The organism is Rhodococcus sp. NPDC056743, from assembly GCF_042790355.1.
Taxonomy (GTDB): Bacteria; Actinomycetota; Actinomycetes; order Mycobacteriales; family Mycobacteriaceae; genus Rhodococcus_F.
The window spans coordinates 170,409-187,433 of sequence record NZ_JBHTZI010000012.1 but is presented as its reverse complement, the minus strand read 5'-3'; the positions used below and the strand labels follow the sequence as shown (position 1 = coordinate 187,433).

At 63.5% G+C, this 17,025-nt stretch carries 12 protein-coding genes; 10 read left to right on the top strand and 2 right to left on the bottom strand.

The window, feature by feature from the left end:
* Window positions 1-61: 61 nt before the first annotated feature.
* On the top strand, window positions 62-901 hold the full coding sequence (locus tag ACFRFQ_RS26745; protein WP_378664541.1) for an HAD family hydrolase: 840 nt from the start codon (window positions 62-64) through the stop codon (window positions 899-901).
* Between the two features lie 33 nt (window positions 902-934).
* Here ACFRFQ_RS26745 and ACFRFQ_RS26740 read toward each other — a convergent pair whose 3' ends face one another.
* A complete protein-coding gene (locus tag ACFRFQ_RS26740) occupies window positions 935-2,830 on the bottom strand; it encodes an N-acetylmuramoyl-L-alanine amidase (RefSeq protein ID WP_378664539.1) in 1,896 nt (631 codons plus the stop codon).
* A gap of 331 nt (window positions 2,831-3,161) precedes the next feature.
* On the opposite strand from ACFRFQ_RS26740, the gene ACFRFQ_RS26735 reads away from it, so the two are divergent.
* Window positions 3,162-4,715, top strand: a complete 1,554-nt coding sequence (locus tag ACFRFQ_RS26735; protein ID WP_378664537.1) for a SpoIID/LytB domain-containing protein — start codon at window positions 3,162-3,164, stop codon at window positions 4,713-4,715.
* A gap of 95 nt (window positions 4,716-4,810) precedes the next feature.
* Here ACFRFQ_RS26735 and ACFRFQ_RS26730 read toward each other — a convergent pair whose 3' ends face one another.
* Entirely contained in the window at window positions 4,811-6,331 is a 1,521-nt protein-coding gene (locus ACFRFQ_RS26730) for a PucR family transcriptional regulator (RefSeq protein ID WP_378664535.1), read from the bottom strand.
* A gap of 169 nt (window positions 6,332-6,500) precedes the next feature.
* On the opposite strand from ACFRFQ_RS26730, the gene ACFRFQ_RS26725 reads away from it, so the two are divergent.
* From ACFRFQ_RS26725 to zomB, 8 genes are all read left to right on the top strand, one after another.
* Window positions 6,501-7,913 (top strand): amino acid permease, encoded by a 1,413-nt coding sequence (locus ACFRFQ_RS26725; protein ID WP_378664533.1) that lies wholly within the window; start codon window positions 6,501-6,503, stop codon window positions 7,911-7,913.
* A gap of 95 nt (window positions 7,914-8,008) precedes the next feature.
* Window positions 8,009-9,190 carry a thiolase family protein gene (locus tag ACFRFQ_RS26720; RefSeq protein WP_378664531.1) on the top strand — a complete coding sequence of 394 codons (1,182 nt, stop codon included), beginning with the start codon at window positions 8,009-8,011 and terminating at the stop codon, window positions 9,188-9,190.
* A 2-nt stretch (window positions 9,191-9,192) separates the two neighbouring features.
* A complete protein-coding gene (locus ACFRFQ_RS26715) occupies window positions 9,193-10,341 on the top strand; it encodes an acyl-CoA dehydrogenase family protein (RefSeq protein WP_378664529.1) in 1,149 nt (382 codons plus the stop codon).
* A 117-nt stretch (window positions 10,342-10,458) separates the two neighbouring features.
* Window positions 10,459-11,673, top strand: a complete 1,215-nt coding sequence (gene glf, locus ACFRFQ_RS26710) for a UDP-galactopyranose mutase (RefSeq protein WP_378664527.1) — start codon at window positions 10,459-10,461, stop codon at window positions 11,671-11,673.
* Window positions 11,670-13,583: a glycosyltransferase gene (locus ACFRFQ_RS26705; RefSeq protein WP_138871359.1), complete on the top strand. Its 1,914-nt coding sequence runs from the start codon at window positions 11,670-11,672 to the stop codon at window positions 13,581-13,583. Before glf ends, ACFRFQ_RS26705 begins: the two co-directional genes overlap by 4 nt.
* The gene (locus tag ACFRFQ_RS26700; RefSeq protein ID WP_378664525.1) at window positions 13,564-14,082 is read left to right on the top strand and encodes a phosphatase PAP2 family protein; all 519 of its coding nucleotides are present in this window, start codon (window positions 13,564-13,566) and stop codon (window positions 14,080-14,082) included. Before ACFRFQ_RS26705 ends, ACFRFQ_RS26700 begins: the two co-directional genes overlap by 20 nt.
* Window positions 14,079-14,984, top strand: a complete 906-nt coding sequence (locus ACFRFQ_RS26695) for a decaprenyl-phosphate phosphoribosyltransferase (protein ID WP_378664523.1) — start codon at window positions 14,079-14,081, stop codon at window positions 14,982-14,984. Before ACFRFQ_RS26700 ends, ACFRFQ_RS26695 begins: the two co-directional genes overlap by 4 nt.
* Window positions 14,962-16,878, top strand: coding sequence for a flagellar motor control protein ZomB (gene zomB / locus ACFRFQ_RS26690; protein ID WP_378664521.1), 1,917 nt, complete (start codon window positions 14,962-14,964; stop codon window positions 16,876-16,878). Before ACFRFQ_RS26695 ends, zomB begins: the two co-directional genes overlap by 23 nt.
* The last annotated feature ends 147 nt before the right edge of the window (window positions 16,879-17,025 follow it).

Sequence of the window (17,025 nt, the reverse complement as noted above, 5' to 3'; positions counted from 1 at the left end):
GCGGACACGCGAAATGAGCACACTCGGCGAGACCGTCGTACCTCACAGGCACAATGGCGGGGTGAGCCCAGAGCGTCCGACCAGTCCAGCCCGCCCAACTCTTGTCGCGACAGATGTCGACGGCACGTTGATCAACGAGGATGAGTTGGTCAGTGCTCGCACCCGCGAGGTTGTTCATGCCGTCGTGGAATCGGGAACTCCATTCCTGCTGGCAACCGGTCGTCCGCCGCGCTGGATTTCACCGGTCGTCGAAAGTCTGGGTTACGCACCTTTGGCGGTCTGCGCCAACGGCGCAGTTGTCTACGACAGTTATGCCGACCGCGTGCTCAGCGCCGCAACCCTGTCAGTGGAAGCGCTCATCGAACTTTCGGGGCTGGCGCTCAGCGTGCTTCCCGGTGCCGGCCTGGCAGCCGAACGAGTGGGGGAGAGCGCCCACGACGCGGCTACCCCACAATTTGTCAGCTCCCCGGATTACGAACACGCGTGGCTCAACCCCGACAACACGGAGATGTCCGAGGACGATGTACTGGCGGTACCGGCCGTGAAACTGCTGATCCGTCGGCCCGGAATGACAAGCACCGCAATGTACGACGCCCTTGCCCCGCACGTCGGGTCGCTGGCGGACATGACGTACTCCACGGAGAACGGGCTGATCGAACTCTCGGCTCCCGGCATCACGAAGGCGTCGGGCCTGGTGGCTGCGGCGAAGCAGTTCGGATTCGACCTGTCCGGGCTGGTGGCGTTCGGCGACATGCCCAACGACATTCCGATGCTCGCGATGGCGGATCTGGGCGTCGCGATGGGCAACGCCCACCCCGAGGCGAAGGCAGCAGCCGACGAAGTTACCGAGACCAATTCGCAGCATGGGGTCGCAAAAGTCCTCGAGCGCTGGTGGTCGTAAAACCCACCAGCGCCCGAGGACTTGTCGGAGGAGTTATCCCACGGCATTGAGAATCTGTGTGACTACACCGGTGATCTGGTTGAAGATCAGGGCGCCGTTCTCGAAGTCGCTGCGGAAGCCGTCCGGGATCGAGTATTCGTCCGAGATGGGGAGTCCGAGGGAACCGAGATCTGATCCGTAGCTCTGCCACGCCTTGAAGATCTCACCGATCACGGTGTACACGCCCCCGTTGGGGGAGGTGTAGATAGCGCCGTTCTGGAACAACGCTCCCAGATTGCCGAACTTGGCCTGCAGTTCTCCGGTGATGGCCTCACCGAGACGGCCGAGGTCGCCACCTTCGGCGATCCACTTCTGTGCGAGCGGAGAATTGTCGGTCAACTTCAGAACCTGGTTGACCAGGTCCGTCACGGAAGATCCGGTACCGGCCACGGTGTCGGCCGGAGTGTTGGGCTTCTGGACTGGAGGCGTGACGGGGTTGGCCGGCGCCGTCACTCCGTTAGCCGCATTGGCTGCGATCTGGCGGATTTCACCCATGCGGGCGTACGCGGCGTCACCTGGGCAAGCGGTGCTTCCGACGTCACGGTGAGCGAAGATGATCGGCAAATCGACTGCAGCGCCCTGCGGGTACGGCGTGTACGGCGTGCCTTCGGAGTACATCGTAGTGCGTCCGAGCGGATTGAGGCCGGCCAACTTGAGTCGCCACCCGAGGAACTGGCCAACCGAATTCAGCATCGCCGACGACGGCTGAACGGTGGAGTAGTCACCCATCATCGCGATACCGACGGTGTTCTCGTTGAAACCACCAGCGTGTGCACCCTGGACGGGCTTGTCCAGACCACCTGCACGGCCTTCGAAGATCTGGCCGTACTTGTCGACGAGCACGTTGTATCCGACGTCGCACCAGCCGAGCGTTTGTGCGTGGTAGGCGTAGATCGAACGGACGATCCCAGCTGACTCGGCCTTCGTGTAGTTGTTGACACCCGCGGTGTGGTGCACGGTGGCACCGCCGAGACCGTCGTCGTACGTCGGGCCGTCGCAACGCAGGCCTTCGTCCGCACCCCACTGCGAGCGCGTGATCACCGCGGGGCCGCCGGTGGAGAACGGCGCTGCAACTGCCTGCAGATTGTCGTCCGACGGGCTGGTGCCCGGATCGATGAGGACGGCCGTGACCGCGTCAGCGGTGGTCTCGACCTGGCGAAGCGGCTTCGACACCGATGCCGGGGTGTAGCCGAGTTCGCCTTCGGGAGCGGGGGCGGCCTCAGTGGTGGGCGCTACCTCTGCCGGCGCCGATGAGGCGGGCGCGGGTGCTGCATCGGTTGCCGGTGCGTCCCGCGGCGTCAGGATCTGGATGGCCTTGGTGAGTCCGACGTAGAGGGGTTCGGTAGCGGAGAGAGTCTTCGTTGCCTGTTCGGCGTCGATGGCGTCGGGGGAGAACCACGGGCCCCAGATACCGTCCTCGGACAGTGCGCGAATCTTGGACTGCGCCGAGTCGACGGTGTCCGAGGTCAACGCGACCATGCTGAACGGGGCGTCGCGAGTGAGTTGCTTGACCACAGCGCCGGGGAATTCTTCATCCTGAACAGGCGTTTCCGTCGGCGCGGCCGGATCGGCCGGTGCCGGCAGAAGCTCCGTCGGAATCGTGATTCCGGGAGGCAGCGCGATGTCGGTGGGGATCAGTGCCTTCAGATCGCCGAGGTTGATGTCGGGCAGATCGAGCCCCGTCAGTTCCTTGAGCGGAATGACGATGTCGGGAACCGACGCGAGCAGAACCTGCGAGATCTGGGTGGGCACCGCCACGGACGACGTTTCGTTTGCCGAGCGGACGTCAGGCGTGTCGTTGGTGAGGCCGTATACCGCAAAAGGACTTGCGACAGCCAGTGCGGCTACGGCCCCAAGTACGAATGAGGGCTTCGGTCGACGGTGTGGCAAGGGATGACTCCTCGGTTGTAGTTACTTACGAGCGAATTTCAGGGCCGGTAACGGCCTCGAACAGAATCGGCCGGAACCGGATCCGAGCAGGTCGGAAGCCATGTTGCGCGGATCAACTCCATCTTTCGGTCGCTTATGTCTGCAACTCGTGATGCGGATGTGACTCGTGTGACTGGTGTTGCTAAGTCCAGGCACTCTTGCCACACTAGTCACAAGAGTCCATAACGCTCAACCTTAGGGTGAGACTTTAACTGAATCGTTGTGGACTGGACCGCGTGCGGAGAACCGACTTCGCAACCCCGTGAGTCCGGCGGTGTTGAGGAGAACGTGGATGGCGAAGAGCGAGCGAAGCGGAACTGCAGGTAAAACACCTGTTAGACGCCGTTTCTTGGTGAGTGGCCCCGGTCGACGCCGTTCCGTGATGCGCATCTCGGTGCTGGGATTGATTCCTGCTCTGGCGCTCGGAATTGCCGTCGGAGGTATTGGAACTCTCTACCAAGACGACCAGTCTGTTATGCCCGTAGTCTCCGCCGACACTCAATTCACTCTCTCCGGCCACGGCAACGGCCACGGCCGCGGCATGGGCCAATGGGGCGCCTACGGCTACGCAAAAAACCAGGGTTGGTCCGGCGAGCGAATTCTCAGCCACTATTACGGGGGTACCGTCCTCGACTCCATGCCGGCCGCTCAGATGAGCGTTCGGTTGACGGCCCACGACGACGAGACCCTCGACGTGTACTCCGCCGCCGGCCTGGTCGTGAACGGGCAGCGCACCGCACCCGGTGAAGCCGCCCACCTGACCGCACTTCCCGGCGGCGGCGCCAGTGTGGTCGTCACCAGCGGCTGCGGCGGCGGTGTCGTCTGGGAAGCGGTCACGGACCATCCGTGGGTGGATCCGGTCGATCTGTCCCCGGACCGGCCGGCCGACCAGTTCTTGACGATGTGCGACGACAACGCCCCGTACCGCGGTGCGCTCGGCGTTGTGCTCGACAACGGTGCGGCGCGCACGGTCAACCTGCTCGACATGGAGGACTACCTCCTCGGAGTCGTGCCGGTAGAGGCGAAGGCCGAATGGGCCGATTCCGGTGGGGCAGAAGCACTGCGGGCTCAAGCCGTTGCCGCGCGATCGTATGCCGCCGTCGAGCATCGCAGCTCTTACGCCGACACCTGTGACACCCAGGACTGCCAGGTGTACGGCGGCGCAGGCAAGGAAGATCCGCGCACTACCGACGCCGTGCGCAGCACCACCGGCGCCGTTCTCTCACGCGACGGCGACATCGTTGCTACCGAATTCTCCTCGTCCACAGGCGGTTACAGCTCAGGCGGCGCCTTCCCGGCCGTGGCAGACGAAGGTGACACCATCTCGCCCAATCACGACTGGACGCAGATGTTCTCCGCGGGCGAGATCGCGGAGGCTTTCGGTGTCGGCGAATTGACGTCACTGAAGGTTCTCTCGCGAAACGGCCTCGGCGTCGACGGCGGCCGTGTCACCGCTCTCGAGGTTGTCGGGACAAAGGCAACCGTCGGTGTCACGGGAATGCAGGCAAGGGTGAAATTGGGGCTGAAATCCGACTGGTTCACTATCGGTGACGGCGCTGGTGTGGTAGAGAGCCCGGTATCGGAAACTGTAGCGCCAGAACTAAACTCGCAAATTACCGATTCGTCCGGTACGGTTGTCGAGACGCCGATCGAGGCTAAGTATCAAGAGTACGGTGGCGCCACCGGCACTCTCGGTGCCCCAGTCGGGCCGGAGATGCAATTGCCCTCCGAGGCAGGCACCTTCCGCGTCTTCGAAAACGGAACCATCATCTGGACCGAGATTTTGGGTGCGCAGGTAGTTGATGCCAACGTGCTCCGCGAGTGGATACCGACGGATATGAGCTAGGGGAAGATCGGTCGATATCTACCTCGCACAAAAACGATTCTGTCGGGCCTCGCCGCAATCCGGTGTAGGCCCGACAGGTCGTTTACGGCCGGAAATCAGATGGTGGGGGCGTCGCCGAGCAGTCGATATTCGAGCCACAGTTCGGCGCGTTCGGTCGGAGAGCTGAGATCGAGTTGCAAGAGGCTCTCGATGCGAGCGAGTCTGCTGCGCAACGTGTGTCGATGAATGTTCAGTGCGGTGGCCGCGGTGTCGCCCACTCCGTTATGGGCCAGCCACATGGCCAAGGTCCGGTAGAGGTCGCTGCCGCCTTTTGCTTCGAGTAGTGGCCGCAGATGGGCGGCCGCGAAAGCCGTCGACCGATCCTGATCGAGAAACGCCGACAATCCACTTTCGGAGAGTTCCGCAAACCGCATCGACGGTAGGTTTCGTGCACTGGCCTCCGCCGCTGCCTGCGCGGCCTGCCTTCTGGCCCGCGAGAGATCGTCCCACCACAACATGTCCGACACGCCGACGGTGACGTCGATACCTTTGACGCGAGCGAGAATTCGGCCACTGTCCGTTGCCGAGACGACGGCGATGAGCGCGCCGTCGGTGATGCCGAATGCCAAGTCGCGGCTGAGACCGTCGAGCAATGAGACGGACACGCTCTCGAGCAGGCCGACGGGGCCCGCGACGTGAAAGACCTGAAAGGGCTCGACCGGAAAACCGCCCCACAGTTCTCCGGAAATGTTGCGCGCCAGCGTATTCTGGCCCTCGAAAAGCTGATGCATTGCCACCGTGCGCAAGTGATTCATCGTCAGTTGTGCATCTCGGGTGCGGGCCGTCATCAAGGTCAGCAGGGAAGCGGCGGCAATGACGATGCCCTGATTCAGTGATCCGACGGCGCCGGGGCAGCCGGCGACGAGGTATCCCATCAGCTTTCCGCGTGACGTAGTCAAGGGATGAGAGATGACATCTTCGTTCTCGCTCGTGACAAAGCTGACCTCCATCGGGCGGGCGTCACGCTCGGGGGCGGTGCGCTCGATTCCCGCTGCCGCGGTGGTGCGCTCGATTCCCGCAGCCGCGGCGGTGTGCGATATCTCGACGGTGTGCCCCGCCGAGTCCAGCAGGGCTGCCCATCCGCCGATCAACTCCGCGACCCGGCGCACGACTGCCCGCGTTCCGTTGACCGTCACGGCGGCCTGGAGCAATCGCCGCACACTCTGATAGTTGTTGCGCAGGGCTTTCATGTCGTCCTCGGACTGCGCCCGAGACACCGTTTTTGTCAGCGCGATGAACGGTGTTCGCAAAGGGACGTCGAGAAGCGGCACGTTGAAACGGGTGGCCGCATCCACGAGAGCCTGCGGTACTTCCTCGTATCCGAGGCCGGTTCCGAAACCGATTCCCGCAATTCCGACGCCCACCAGGGTCCGTACGAATCGGGTTGTTCCGGCGGCCGTCATGGGTAGTGACACCCCGGTGACGAGGAGTAGTTCACCGCCGTCGAGGAAGGGCGTCGGATCGGGTAGTTCGGAGACATGTGCCCAGGTCAGGGTGCGATCGAGCTGATCATGTCCGGCCAGTACGCGCAGGCCGAACTGTTCGGTCGCGCAGAGCTGGCGCAGGGTGATCGGCATGGGTCCAGTCTGACACCTTGTTCGCGCCACTATGTAGTGCCTGCGGTCACGTTTGTACAAAGTGGAGCCTGTCGCGGCGGGGTTCGAGGTCCGACACTGGCGCTAGCCAAAAAAGCGCCACCCAAATCCCACCGAAGAATCCCACCGGAGAATCCCACAAGGAGTTTCGATGTCCAGTACGGACCAACCCGCGCTTCAGCACACGCTGAAGAAGCGGCACCTGTCGATGATCGCGATCGCGGGCGTCATCGGGGCCGGACTGTTTGTCGGCTCCGGCGTGGCGATCCAGGAAACAGGCCCCGGCGTCCTGATTTCCTACGCACTTGCCGGCGTCGTTGTCATCCTCGTGATGCGCATGCTCGGCGAGATGTCGGCAGCGTCCCCGGAAACCGGGTCGTTCTCCTCGTACGCAGACAAGGCCATCGGCCGCTGGGCCGGCTTCTCGATCGGCTGGCTGTACGCGTGGTTCTGGATCATCGTCCTCGGAATCGAGGCCACCGCAGGCGCTCTCATCATGAACCGCTGGGTGCCGGGAGTTCCGCAATGGACCTGGGCACTGATTCTGATGATCGTGCTGACCTTGACCAACATCATCTCGGTCAAGTCGTTCGGTGAGTTCGAGTTCTGGTTCGCATCCATCAAAGTTGTTGCCATCGTGGCGTTCCTCGGCATGGGCATCGTAGCGATCTGCGGATGGATGCCCGGCGTCGAAGCGCCAGGCATGACCAACCTGACCGGCCACGGCGGATTCCTGCCCAACGGCACGGGAGCGATGCTCGCCGCAGTCCTTGTGGTGGTGTTCTCGTTCTTCGGAGCGGAAATCGCCACGATTGCCGCTGGTGAATCGGCCAACCCACTGGAAGCTGTCCGCGCAGCCGTCAAATCCGTCGTGTGGCGGATCCTCATCTTCTACATCGGCTCGATCGCCGTTGTCGTCACGCTGCTGCCGTGGGACAGCGCATCTGTCGCCTTGAGCCCGTACGTCGCCGTCATGGACTCGTACGGCATTCCGGCTGCAGGCAACATCATGGACGTCGTCGTGCTCACCTCCGTGCTGTCCTGCCTGAACTCCGGCCTGTACACAGCAAGCCGCATGATCTTCTCCCTCGCCGGCCGCGGCGACGCCCCGAAGTCGCTCTCCCGCATCGAGAAGACCGGTGTCCCGATGCGCGCCGTGCTGGTCTCGACCATCGTCGGATTCCTGACCGTCGGCATGAACTACCTGTCCCCGGACAAGGTCTTCCTGTTCCTGGTGAACTCCTCCGGTGCGATCGCGCTCTTCGTCTGGCTCGTTATCTCCGTGTCCCAGTTGCGAACCCGTCGAAAGCTCGAAGCGTCTGGCCAGGAACTGGAACTGAAGATGTGGCTCTTCCCGTACCTCACCTACGCCACCATCGCGGCGATCATCGCGCTGTGCATCGGCATGGTCGTTCTCGACTCGACCCGTAGTCAGATGTTCGTGTCCCTGGGCCTGGCGGCGATCCTCGTGGGGATCGGGCTCTACCGCTACCGCAACGACGACAAGAGCGAGGCCGCGCCGGCGGAGGTAGCCCCGACGGTGGCAGCCACAACAAAGGCCTGACGCCTACGTCCCCATCTGCGCGATACTTAGATGTCCTAGTATCGGCCACGGACCGAGAATTTCGAGCGCCGTGCGCACAGCAGATGGGGACAATCATGACCACACCCGAACCGATCGTCATCGTCGACGGGGCTCGCACCCCGGTCGGTAGCTTCGGTGGCGTCTTCAAGGACGTTCCCGCACACGAGCTGGGCGCCACGGCTGCGAGGGCCGCGCTGACCCGCGCCGGCGTTGCACCCGAGGACATCGACGAGGTTGTCATGGGCTGCATCGGCCAGGTCGGCCCCGACGCCTACAACGCGCGCCGCGTCGGCATCGCCGCCGGACTGCCCGAGAACGTTCCCGCCTACACCGTCAATCGCCTGTGTGGCAGCGGTCTGCAGGCAATCTGGTCGGCAGCAATGCAGATGCGCTGGGGCGCCGCCGACATCACCCTCGCGGGCGGCGACGAGAGCATGTCCCGCATGCCGTTCTACGACTTCTCCGCCCGCGCCGGCTTCAAGTTGGGCGATCACGGTCTCGTCGACGGCACCGTCGCGATGCTCACCGACCCCTTCAGCAACGCCCACATGGGCCGCACCGCCGAAGCTGTCGCCCGTAAGTACGGCGTCAGCCGCGAGCAGCAGGACGAGTTTGCCGTCGAATCGCAGCGACGCGCAGCCACCGACGCCGCGAAGGCTGCCTTCGCCGAGGAGATCACCGCCGTCGAAACCGGTGGCCGTCGCTCCGTCACCGTCACCGAGGACGAGCACCCCAAGTCCGGCACCACGATGGAAACCCTCGCGAAGCTGCGCCCCGCATTCGAAGAGGGCGGCTCCGTCACCGCCGGTAACGCGTCGGGCATCAACGACGGCGCCGCAGCCCTCGTTCTTGCAACCGGCACGGAGGCTGCCAAGCGCGGCCTGACCGGTCTGGTCACCCTCGAAGCCGTCACGACGGCAGCCATGGAGCCGGGCCTGATGGGCTACGCTCCCGTGCTCGCCCTCGAAAAGCTCTTTGCGCAAACAGGTTTGAAGCCGTCCGACATCGGCACCGCCGAGGTCAACGAGGCGTTTGCTTCGCAGGCCATCGCCGTTATCCGTGACGCGGGCCTCGACCCGGAGAAGACCAACCCGTACGGCGGCGCCATCGCGCTCGGACACCCCGTCGGCGCAACCGGCGCGATCCTGACCCTGCGCGCAGCCCGCGACATGGTCCGCCGCGACCTCGAATTCGGCATCGTCACCATGTGCATCGGCGGCGGTCAGGCACTCGCAGCCCTGCTCAAGCGAGTCTGATCATGGCTACCAAGCGCAAGCCGTCGTGGTACGACGACGAGATCACCGCAGTTGCCGAACTGGCCCGCGGTTTCTTCGATCGTGAGTTGATCGCGAAGCGTGAGCAGTGGGACGCCCAGCATCGCGTCGACCGGTCCGTGTGGCTCGAAGCCGGCAAGCTCGGCCTGCTGTGCTGCTCCATCCCCGAGGAATACGGCGGGGGCGGCGGAACCTTTGCGCACGACCTCGCAGTCTTCGAGGCGCAGGGGTATTGCGGCGACTACGCGCTTGGTAACTCCGTGCACAGCGGCATCGTCGCGCACTATGTACTCGAGTACGGCAACGAAGAGCAGAAGAAGGCCTGGCTGCCTGGCATGGCGACGGGTGAAATCCTCGGTGCCATCGGAATGACCGAGCCGGGAACAGGTTCCGACCTCAAGGCCATCACCACCTCGGCTATCCGCGACGGTGACCACTACGTGGTGAACGGGTCGAAGACCTTCATCACCAACGGTGGCAGCGCCGACATGATCGTGCTCGCGGTCAAGACCGATCCCAAAGCCGGCGCCAAGGGTGTCTCGCTCTTGATCGTCGATCTTCGCGACTGCGAAGGCTTTGCGGTGGGCCGCGTCCTCGACAAGGTCGGCCAGCACGGAGCCGACACGTCGGAACTCTCGTTCACCAACGTTCGCGTTCCGGTCTCGAATCTCCTGGGTGAGTCAGAAGGCGGCTTCGGTCAGCTCATGGCGCAGTTGGTGCAGGAACGCCTCATCATCGGCGCTCAGGCCATCGGCACCATCGAACGGGCCGTCGAAGAGACCGTCGCCTACACCAAAGCGCGACAGGCGTTCGGGCACAGCCTCTTCGAGTTCCAGAACACCGCCTTCGAACTGGCCGAATGCCAGACCATCGCCCGCACCTGCCGGGTGTTCCTCGACAACTGCATCGAGGACCACCTCAACGGTCAGTTGGACGGCGCGGACGCCGCGATGGTCAAGTACTGGCTCACCGAGCAGCAGTGCGCCGTCGTCGATCGTTGTGTTCAGCTCTACGGCGGCTACGGCTACATGCGCGAATACCCGATCGCGCGCATGTACGAAGACTCCCGCGTGCAGAAGATCTACGCCGGAGCCAATGAAGTGATGAAGGGGATCATCGCGAAGAGCCTGTAGGGCAGGCGGCCGGCACACACCTTTAACCGGTGTGTGCCGGCGCGTCGGCTCCGCGTCAGGTGTGATCACGACTGCTAATACGCCCCCGGTAGATCATGTCCGATACCCTGGTTCATCGTGACCGCTGCAAATTCAGAGACCGCCCTTGCTCAGTACGACCTCATCGTCGTCGGTTCGGGATTCTTCGGGCTGACCATCGCCGAGCGCGCCGCCACCCAGTTGGGTAAGCGAGTGCTGGTTCTGGATCGCCGTCACCACCTGGGTGGCAATGCCTACTCCGAGCCCGAGCCGGAGACAGGCATCGAGATCCACAAGTACGGAGCGCATCTGTTCCACACCTCCAACAAGAAGGTGTGGGACTACGTCACCCAGTTCACCGAATTCACGAACTACCAGCACCGTGTCTTTGCGCTGCACAAGGGCCAGGCGTACCAGTTCCCGCTGGGACTCGGTCTCGTGTCGCAGTTCTTCGGCCGGTACTTCACGCCGGACGAGGCGCGCGCGCTCATCGCCGAGCAGTCCAGCGAGATCGATGCGAAGGATGCCTCCAACCTCGAGGAGAAGGCGATCTCGCTGATCGGCCGCCCGCTGTACGAAGCCTTTGTGCGCGACTACACGGCCAAGCAGTGGCAGACCGACCCCACCGAGCTGCCCGCGGCGAACATCGCCCGCCTGCCCGTCCGCTACAACTTCGACAACCGCTACTTCAACGACACGTACGAGGGCCTGCCCGTCGGCGGCTACACCGCGTGGCTCGAGAACATGGTCACGGACCCGAAGATCGAGGTCCGTCTCGACACCGACTACTTCGACGTCCGCGACGAATTGCGCAGCGCCAACCCTGACGCGCCCGTCATCTACACCGGCCCACTCGACCGCTACTTCGACTACTCCGAAGGCGAGCTGGGCTGGCGCACCCTCGACTTCGAGACCGAAGTTCTCCCCGTCGGCGACTTCCAGGGCACCCCGGTCATGAACTACAACGACGCGGACGTCCCGTTCACCCGCATCCACGAGTTCCGCCACTTCCACCCGGAACGCGAGTATCCGGCCGACAAGACCGTCATCATGCGCGAGTTCTCACGCTTCGCGGAGTCGACCGACGAGCCGTACTACCCGATCAACACGCCGGAGGATCGCGACAAGCTCGCCGCATACCGCAGCCGCGCCAAAGCGGAAACCGCGGACAACAAGGTGCTGTTCGGTGGCCGCCTGGGCACCTACCAGTACCTGGACATGCACATGGCTATCGCCAGCGCACTGACGATGTTCGAGAACACCCTGCGTCCGCATCTGGAATCGGGTGCGGAATTGGCAGGGGAGAGCGAATGAACGCACGTCATCTACTCGAGGGCGAAAACGTCGACGCCGGGGACGAGGTGACCTACCTCGGTAAGTCGCTGCTCCAGCGGATCATCCTGCCGCGCGCCGGTGAACCGCTCGACGTCCGCACGTTGTACTTGGAAGAGTCCTGGTCCAACAGTCGACGGGCACACTCCACCTCGCGCACGTCGGTAGCGCTCGGCGCCGAGACCGAGGTCTCGTTTGCCACCTACTTCAACGCCTTCCCCGCAAGCTACTGGCGACGCTGGTCCATCCTGAAATCGGTGGTCCTGCGTCTGGAACTGTCCGGCCACGGCCGCGTCGACATCTACCGTTCCAAGGCGGATTCCTCGCGTATTCACGTGGAGGGCAAGGAATTCCACGACGGCGATGCCGGTCTCGAGTTCGAGGTCGAGTTGGCGCCTTTCGAGGACGGTGGGTGGATCTGGTTCGACATCACCACCGATTCGGCCGTCGTTGTCGAGAGCGGCGGCTGGTACGCCCCCGTCGAAGCTCCCGGCGAAGCGACTGTCGCCGTGGGTATTCCGACGTTCAACCGCCCGACGGACGCCGTGAAGGCGCTTGCCGCCCTGGCATCCGATCCGCTGGTGTCCGACGTGATCAAGGCAGTCATCATGCCGGATCAGGGCACCCGCAAGGTGCGCGACGAGCCCGGATTCACCGAAGCTGCTGCAGCGCTTGGTGATCGGCTCACCATTCACGATCAGGGTAACCTCGGCGGCTCCGGCGGATACAGCCGAATCATGTACGAGGCACTCAAGAACACGTCGTGCCAGCACATCCTGTTCATGGACGACGACATCGAGATCGAACCAGACTCGATCCTGCGTGCCCTGTCCTTCTCGCGTTTCGCGAAATCGCCGATGCTGGTGGGCGGCCAGATGCTCAACCTGCAGGAACGCAGCCACCTCCACGTGATGGGTGAAGTGGTCAACCGCGGCATCTTCATGTGGACCGCAGCGCCGAACGTCGAATACGACCACGACTTCTCGAAGAAGCCGCTGCGCGAATCGAAGCTCCTGCACCGCCGCATCGACGTCGACTTCAACGGCTGGTGGATGTGCATGATCCCGCGTCAGGTTGCTGAAGAGATCAAGCAGCCCCTGCCGCTCTTCATCAAGTGGGACGACTGCGAATACGGTTTGCGCGCAAAGAAAGCCGGCTACCCGACCGTCACGTTGCCCGGTGCGGCAATCTGGCACATGGCGTGGAGCGACAAGGACGACGCCATCGACTGGCAGGCGTACTTCCACCTCCGCAACCGTCTTGTCGTGGCCGCACTGCACATGCCGGGCAACGGCCGCGGTCTCGTGGTCAACACGGTGAAGGCAACACTCAAGCACCTGCTGTGCCTCGAATACTCCACCGTCGCAATCCAGAACAAGGCCATCGCCGACTTCCTCGCCGGTCCTGAGCACGTCGCGAACATGCTGCCGACCGCACTCGGCGAGGTACACGCGCAGCGCAAGGAATTCTCCGACGCTGTCGTGCTGCCGTCCTCGACGGAACTGCCACTGCCGTCGGGTGCCGACGTCGGCGATGTGAGCTTGCCGCTCACCACCGTCGCGAAGGTGACCCGCGTACTTCGGGCAGCCGTGCACAACGTGAAGCCGGCCAAGGCCGAACACCTCGAGCGCCCCCAGCTCAACGTGCCGACCATCGACGCCCGTTGGTTCCTGCTCTCGCAGGTGGACGGCGTCACCGTCACCACCGCCGACGGCCGCGGAGTCGTCTACCGCAAGCGCAATCCCAAGCAGGCACTCGAACTGCTCAAGGAAGCCACCCGGTTGCGCCGCGAACTCGCGGCCAGGTTCCCCGAACTGAAGAAGCAGTACCAGGATGCCGTTCCTTCACTGACCAGCACGGAAAGGTGGGAACGTGTCTTCGGCATCTCCTGAAGTACGGATTCTGGCCGGAATCCAGTCCACCGTCGGGCAGGTGCCGGGAGCAGTGAAGGTTGCCCGCGGTATGTCCCACTTCGGTGAGCACTCCCTCGGGTGGATCGCGATTGCCGCCGTCGGTGCTGCCGTCGACAAGCCGCGTCGCCGTGAATGGGCCGGCGCTGCCGTCGGTGCCTTCGGTGCGCACGCCGCGTCGGTCGTGATCAAGCGTGTCGTACGGCGCAAACGCCCGTCCGATCCGTCGTTGCAGGTCAACGTCTCGACGCCGAGCAAGCTGAGCTTCCCGTCCTCGCACGCCACGTCGACGACGGCGGCGGCTGTCCTGATCGGTCGACTCACCGGGCTACCCTTACCGGCGTTGCTTGTGCCCCCGATGATGCTTTCACGCCTGGTTCTGGGAGTTCATTACCCGACCGACGTGCTTGCCGGTGCGGCACTGGGCGCCGCATCCGCGGCGCTGGTGCATAAGGCCGAACAGAAATATGGAGAGAAATGAGCGAGGAAGCGGCCACGGTCAGCGGACCCCCTAAGTCCCTGCCCGCCGGCATCGTCAAGGCGCTCCGCCCGCGTCAGTGGGTCAAGAACGTTCTTGTGCTCGCCGCGCCCATCGCGGCCGGCACCGCCACCGAAGCCGACGTGCTCTTGCCCGTCGCGCTGGCATTTGTCGTGTTCTGCATGGCGGCGTCCGGCATCTACCTCGTCAACGACGCGATGGACGTCGAGGCAGACCGAGCGCATCCCACCAAGCGCTTCCGCCCCATCGCGGCCGGAGTTCTGCCCGTCAACATCGCGTACGGCATGGCCGTGGTGCTGCTGGCCGGTTCGATCGGTCTCTCGTTCTTCGCCAACTGGCAACTAGCCGTGGTCATGGGCGTCTACATCGTCATCCAGCTTGCGTACTGCTTCGGTTTGAAGCATCAGGCCGTCATCGACATCTGCATCGTGTCGTCCGGATTCCTGTTGCGCGCCATAGCCGGTGGCGTGGCAGCCGAGATCGAACTGTCGCAGTGGTTCCTGCTGATGATGGCATTCGGTTCACTGTTCATGGCCGCCGGAAAGCGGTACGCCGAACTGAAACTGGCCGAACGCACCGGCGCCAAGATCCGCAAGTCGCTCGAGAGCTACACGATGACCTACCTGCGGTTCGTGTGGACGATGGCCGCGACGGCACTCGTCCTCTGCTACGGACTGTGGGCTTTCCAACAGGACGACATCAAGGGCACCAACTGGTACGCCATTTCGATGGTCCCCTTCACCGTTGCCGTGCTGCGATACGCCGTGGACGTCGACGGCGGCGAAGCCGGTGAGCCCGAGGAAATCGCGCTCGGTGACCGGGTTCTGCAATTCCTCGCAGTGGCGTGGATCGGAGTAGTGGGTGTCGCTGTCTACATCGTCTGAGCCGGCCACCGAAGCCGACCAGGTCGCCGACACCGCGGCACCGAGCACCACCCCTAACCGAGTAGTTTTCCTCGGCGGGGTGGTGCTTGCTGCCGTCCTCACGTTCTGGGGTGCGTGGGAGCGTCGCTGGATCGCCGACGACGGACTCATAGTCCTGCGGACAGTGCGCAATCTGCTGGCCGGTAACGGCCCCGTCTTCAACGCCGGTGAACGCGTCGAAGCGAATACGAGTACCGCGTGGACGTACATCGTCTACGCCTTCGGTTGGCTGACACAGATCCGACTCGAATATGTCGTCCTCGCAATCGCTTTGGTGCTCACGACCGCGGCCGTGGTCCTGGCGATGTTCGGAACGGCCCGCCTGTACCGCGATATGCGCCCAGGCGTCGGCGGGACGGTTTTCCTCGTTCCTGCCGGTGTTCTCGTCTACATTGCCGTGCCGCCCGCCCGAGATTTTGCGACGTCCGGACTCGAGACGTGCCTGGTGATCTTCTGGATCGCGCTGCTGTGGTTACTGATGGTTCGGTGGGCCCAGGCGTCAGTGCCGTCGACGGTGTCGATTCTGGTTCTTTCCTTTGTTGCCGGACTCGGGCCACTCGTGCGCCCGGAGATGGCGATCCCGGGTGCTCTGGCGCTGATGATGATCGTCGTCTCCGCCGGCCTGACGTGGACGGTCCGCGCGCTGATCGTGGTTGTCGCCGGGCTCGTTCCGGTGGCGTACCAGATCTGGCGCATGGGCTATTACGGGCTTCCGTACCCCAACACCGCGGTCTCGAAGGATGCAGGCGGCGCAAAGTGGTCTCAAGGATTTGCCTACCTGTGGAATCTCGTCGGGCCTTACCTGCTGTGGTTGCCGTTGCTGTTCCTCCTGGCCGGTGTGCTGGTTCTCTTTGCGATCAACAAGGCCGAGCGCATGTCCGCGCCCCAGACGGTTTCAGGTTCACGCTGGGTGCGGTTGCAGGCGTGGTTGCGCACCCCGCGCGCTGTTGTCACGTTCATTCTCGGTAGCGGGCTGATTCTGGGTGTGTACTCGGTTCGAGTCGGTGGCGACTTCATGCACGGTCGCGTCCTGCTCCCGGTGTTGTTCTGCCTTCTGATCCCGGTGGCGGTTATTCCGCTGCGAGTTCCGGCGCGGACGGCATTCGGCCGGAACCGGGACACCGCGATCTTCGGCGTCTCTGCAGTGCTGTGGTTGGGGACCATCGTGTGGGCAGCGGCCGCGGCCAATACGACCGGTATGCCCGAAGGATCGATCGTCGGACGCTCGGGCATCGTCGACGAGCGTGCGTTCTACGCCCTCAACACCGGTCACGAGCATCCGATCCGAGCCGAGGACTACCTCGACTACCCCTGGATGCGAGCAATGGTCGAAACCATCGCAGACACCCCGGACGGTGGACTACTCATTCCGTCTCCCAGTTACAACGCGTGGTTCGTCGTTCCGCCGCCAGGGCCGATCGACGAATCGGGCGAGCATGTCGTCTTCTTCCTGAACCTCGGTATGACAAGCATGAATGTCGGACTCGACGTTCGCGTGCTCGATCAGATGGGGTTGGCGTACCCGCTCGCCGCGCACACGGAGAGGCTGGAAGACGGCCGTATCGGTCACGACAAGAACCTGTATCCGGACTGGGTGGTTGCCGACACCGGGATGGTCGACGTCCATCCGTGGCTGCCCTTCTTCCTCGACGAGGAATGGGTAGCTGACGCGAAGCTGGCGCTGACCTGCCCGGAAACGCAGGAGTTGCTGACCTCCTACCGCAGTGAGTTGACGTGGGCGAGATTCAAGCAGAACTTCCGTCAGGCATTCGACTTGGCAAAATATCGGTTCGATCGAGTGCCCGCCTACGAACTACAGCGATGTGGTCTTGTGCCACTTGAAACCCAAAAGTGACGCGTATCACTATGCCGTCGGAGAAATCATGTTGCGATCCCGTAACGCTCCCGTGATCGGCGCCGATGTATCCGAAGACGATTCACCTACCCGAAATGCTCCCGTGAGCACCAGGGGAGAAGCGCCCGGTGGCCGAGATCCATTTGT

What these genes read in the sequence shown, in the direction of transcription:
- ACFRFQ_RS26735 (WP_378664537.1), top strand. Translation starts at nt 3,162, where the DNA reads ATGGCGAAGAGCGAGCGAAGCGGAACTGCAGGTAAAACACCTGTTAGA.
- ACFRFQ_RS26715 (WP_378664529.1), top strand. Translation starts at nt 9,193, where the DNA reads ATGGCTACCAAGCGCAAGCCGTCGTGGTACGACGACGAGATCACCGCA.
- ACFRFQ_RS26695 (WP_378664523.1), top strand. Translation starts at nt 14,079, where the DNA reads ATGAGCGAGGAAGCGGCCACGGTCAGCGGACCCCCTAAGTCCCTGCCC.
- ACFRFQ_RS26725 (WP_378664533.1), top strand. Translation starts at nt 6,501, where the DNA reads ATGTCCAGTACGGACCAACCCGCGCTTCAGCACACGCTGAAGAAGCGG.
- ACFRFQ_RS26730 (WP_378664535.1), bottom strand. Translation starts at nt 6,331, where the DNA reads ATGCCGATCACCCTGCGCCAGCTCTGCGCGACCGAACAGTTCGGCCTG.
- ACFRFQ_RS26720 (WP_378664531.1), top strand. Translation starts at nt 8,009, where the DNA reads ATGACCACACCCGAACCGATCGTCATCGTCGACGGGGCTCGCACCCCG.
- ACFRFQ_RS26705 (WP_138871359.1), top strand. Translation starts at nt 11,670, where the DNA reads ATGAACGCACGTCATCTACTCGAGGGCGAAAACGTCGACGCCGGGGAC.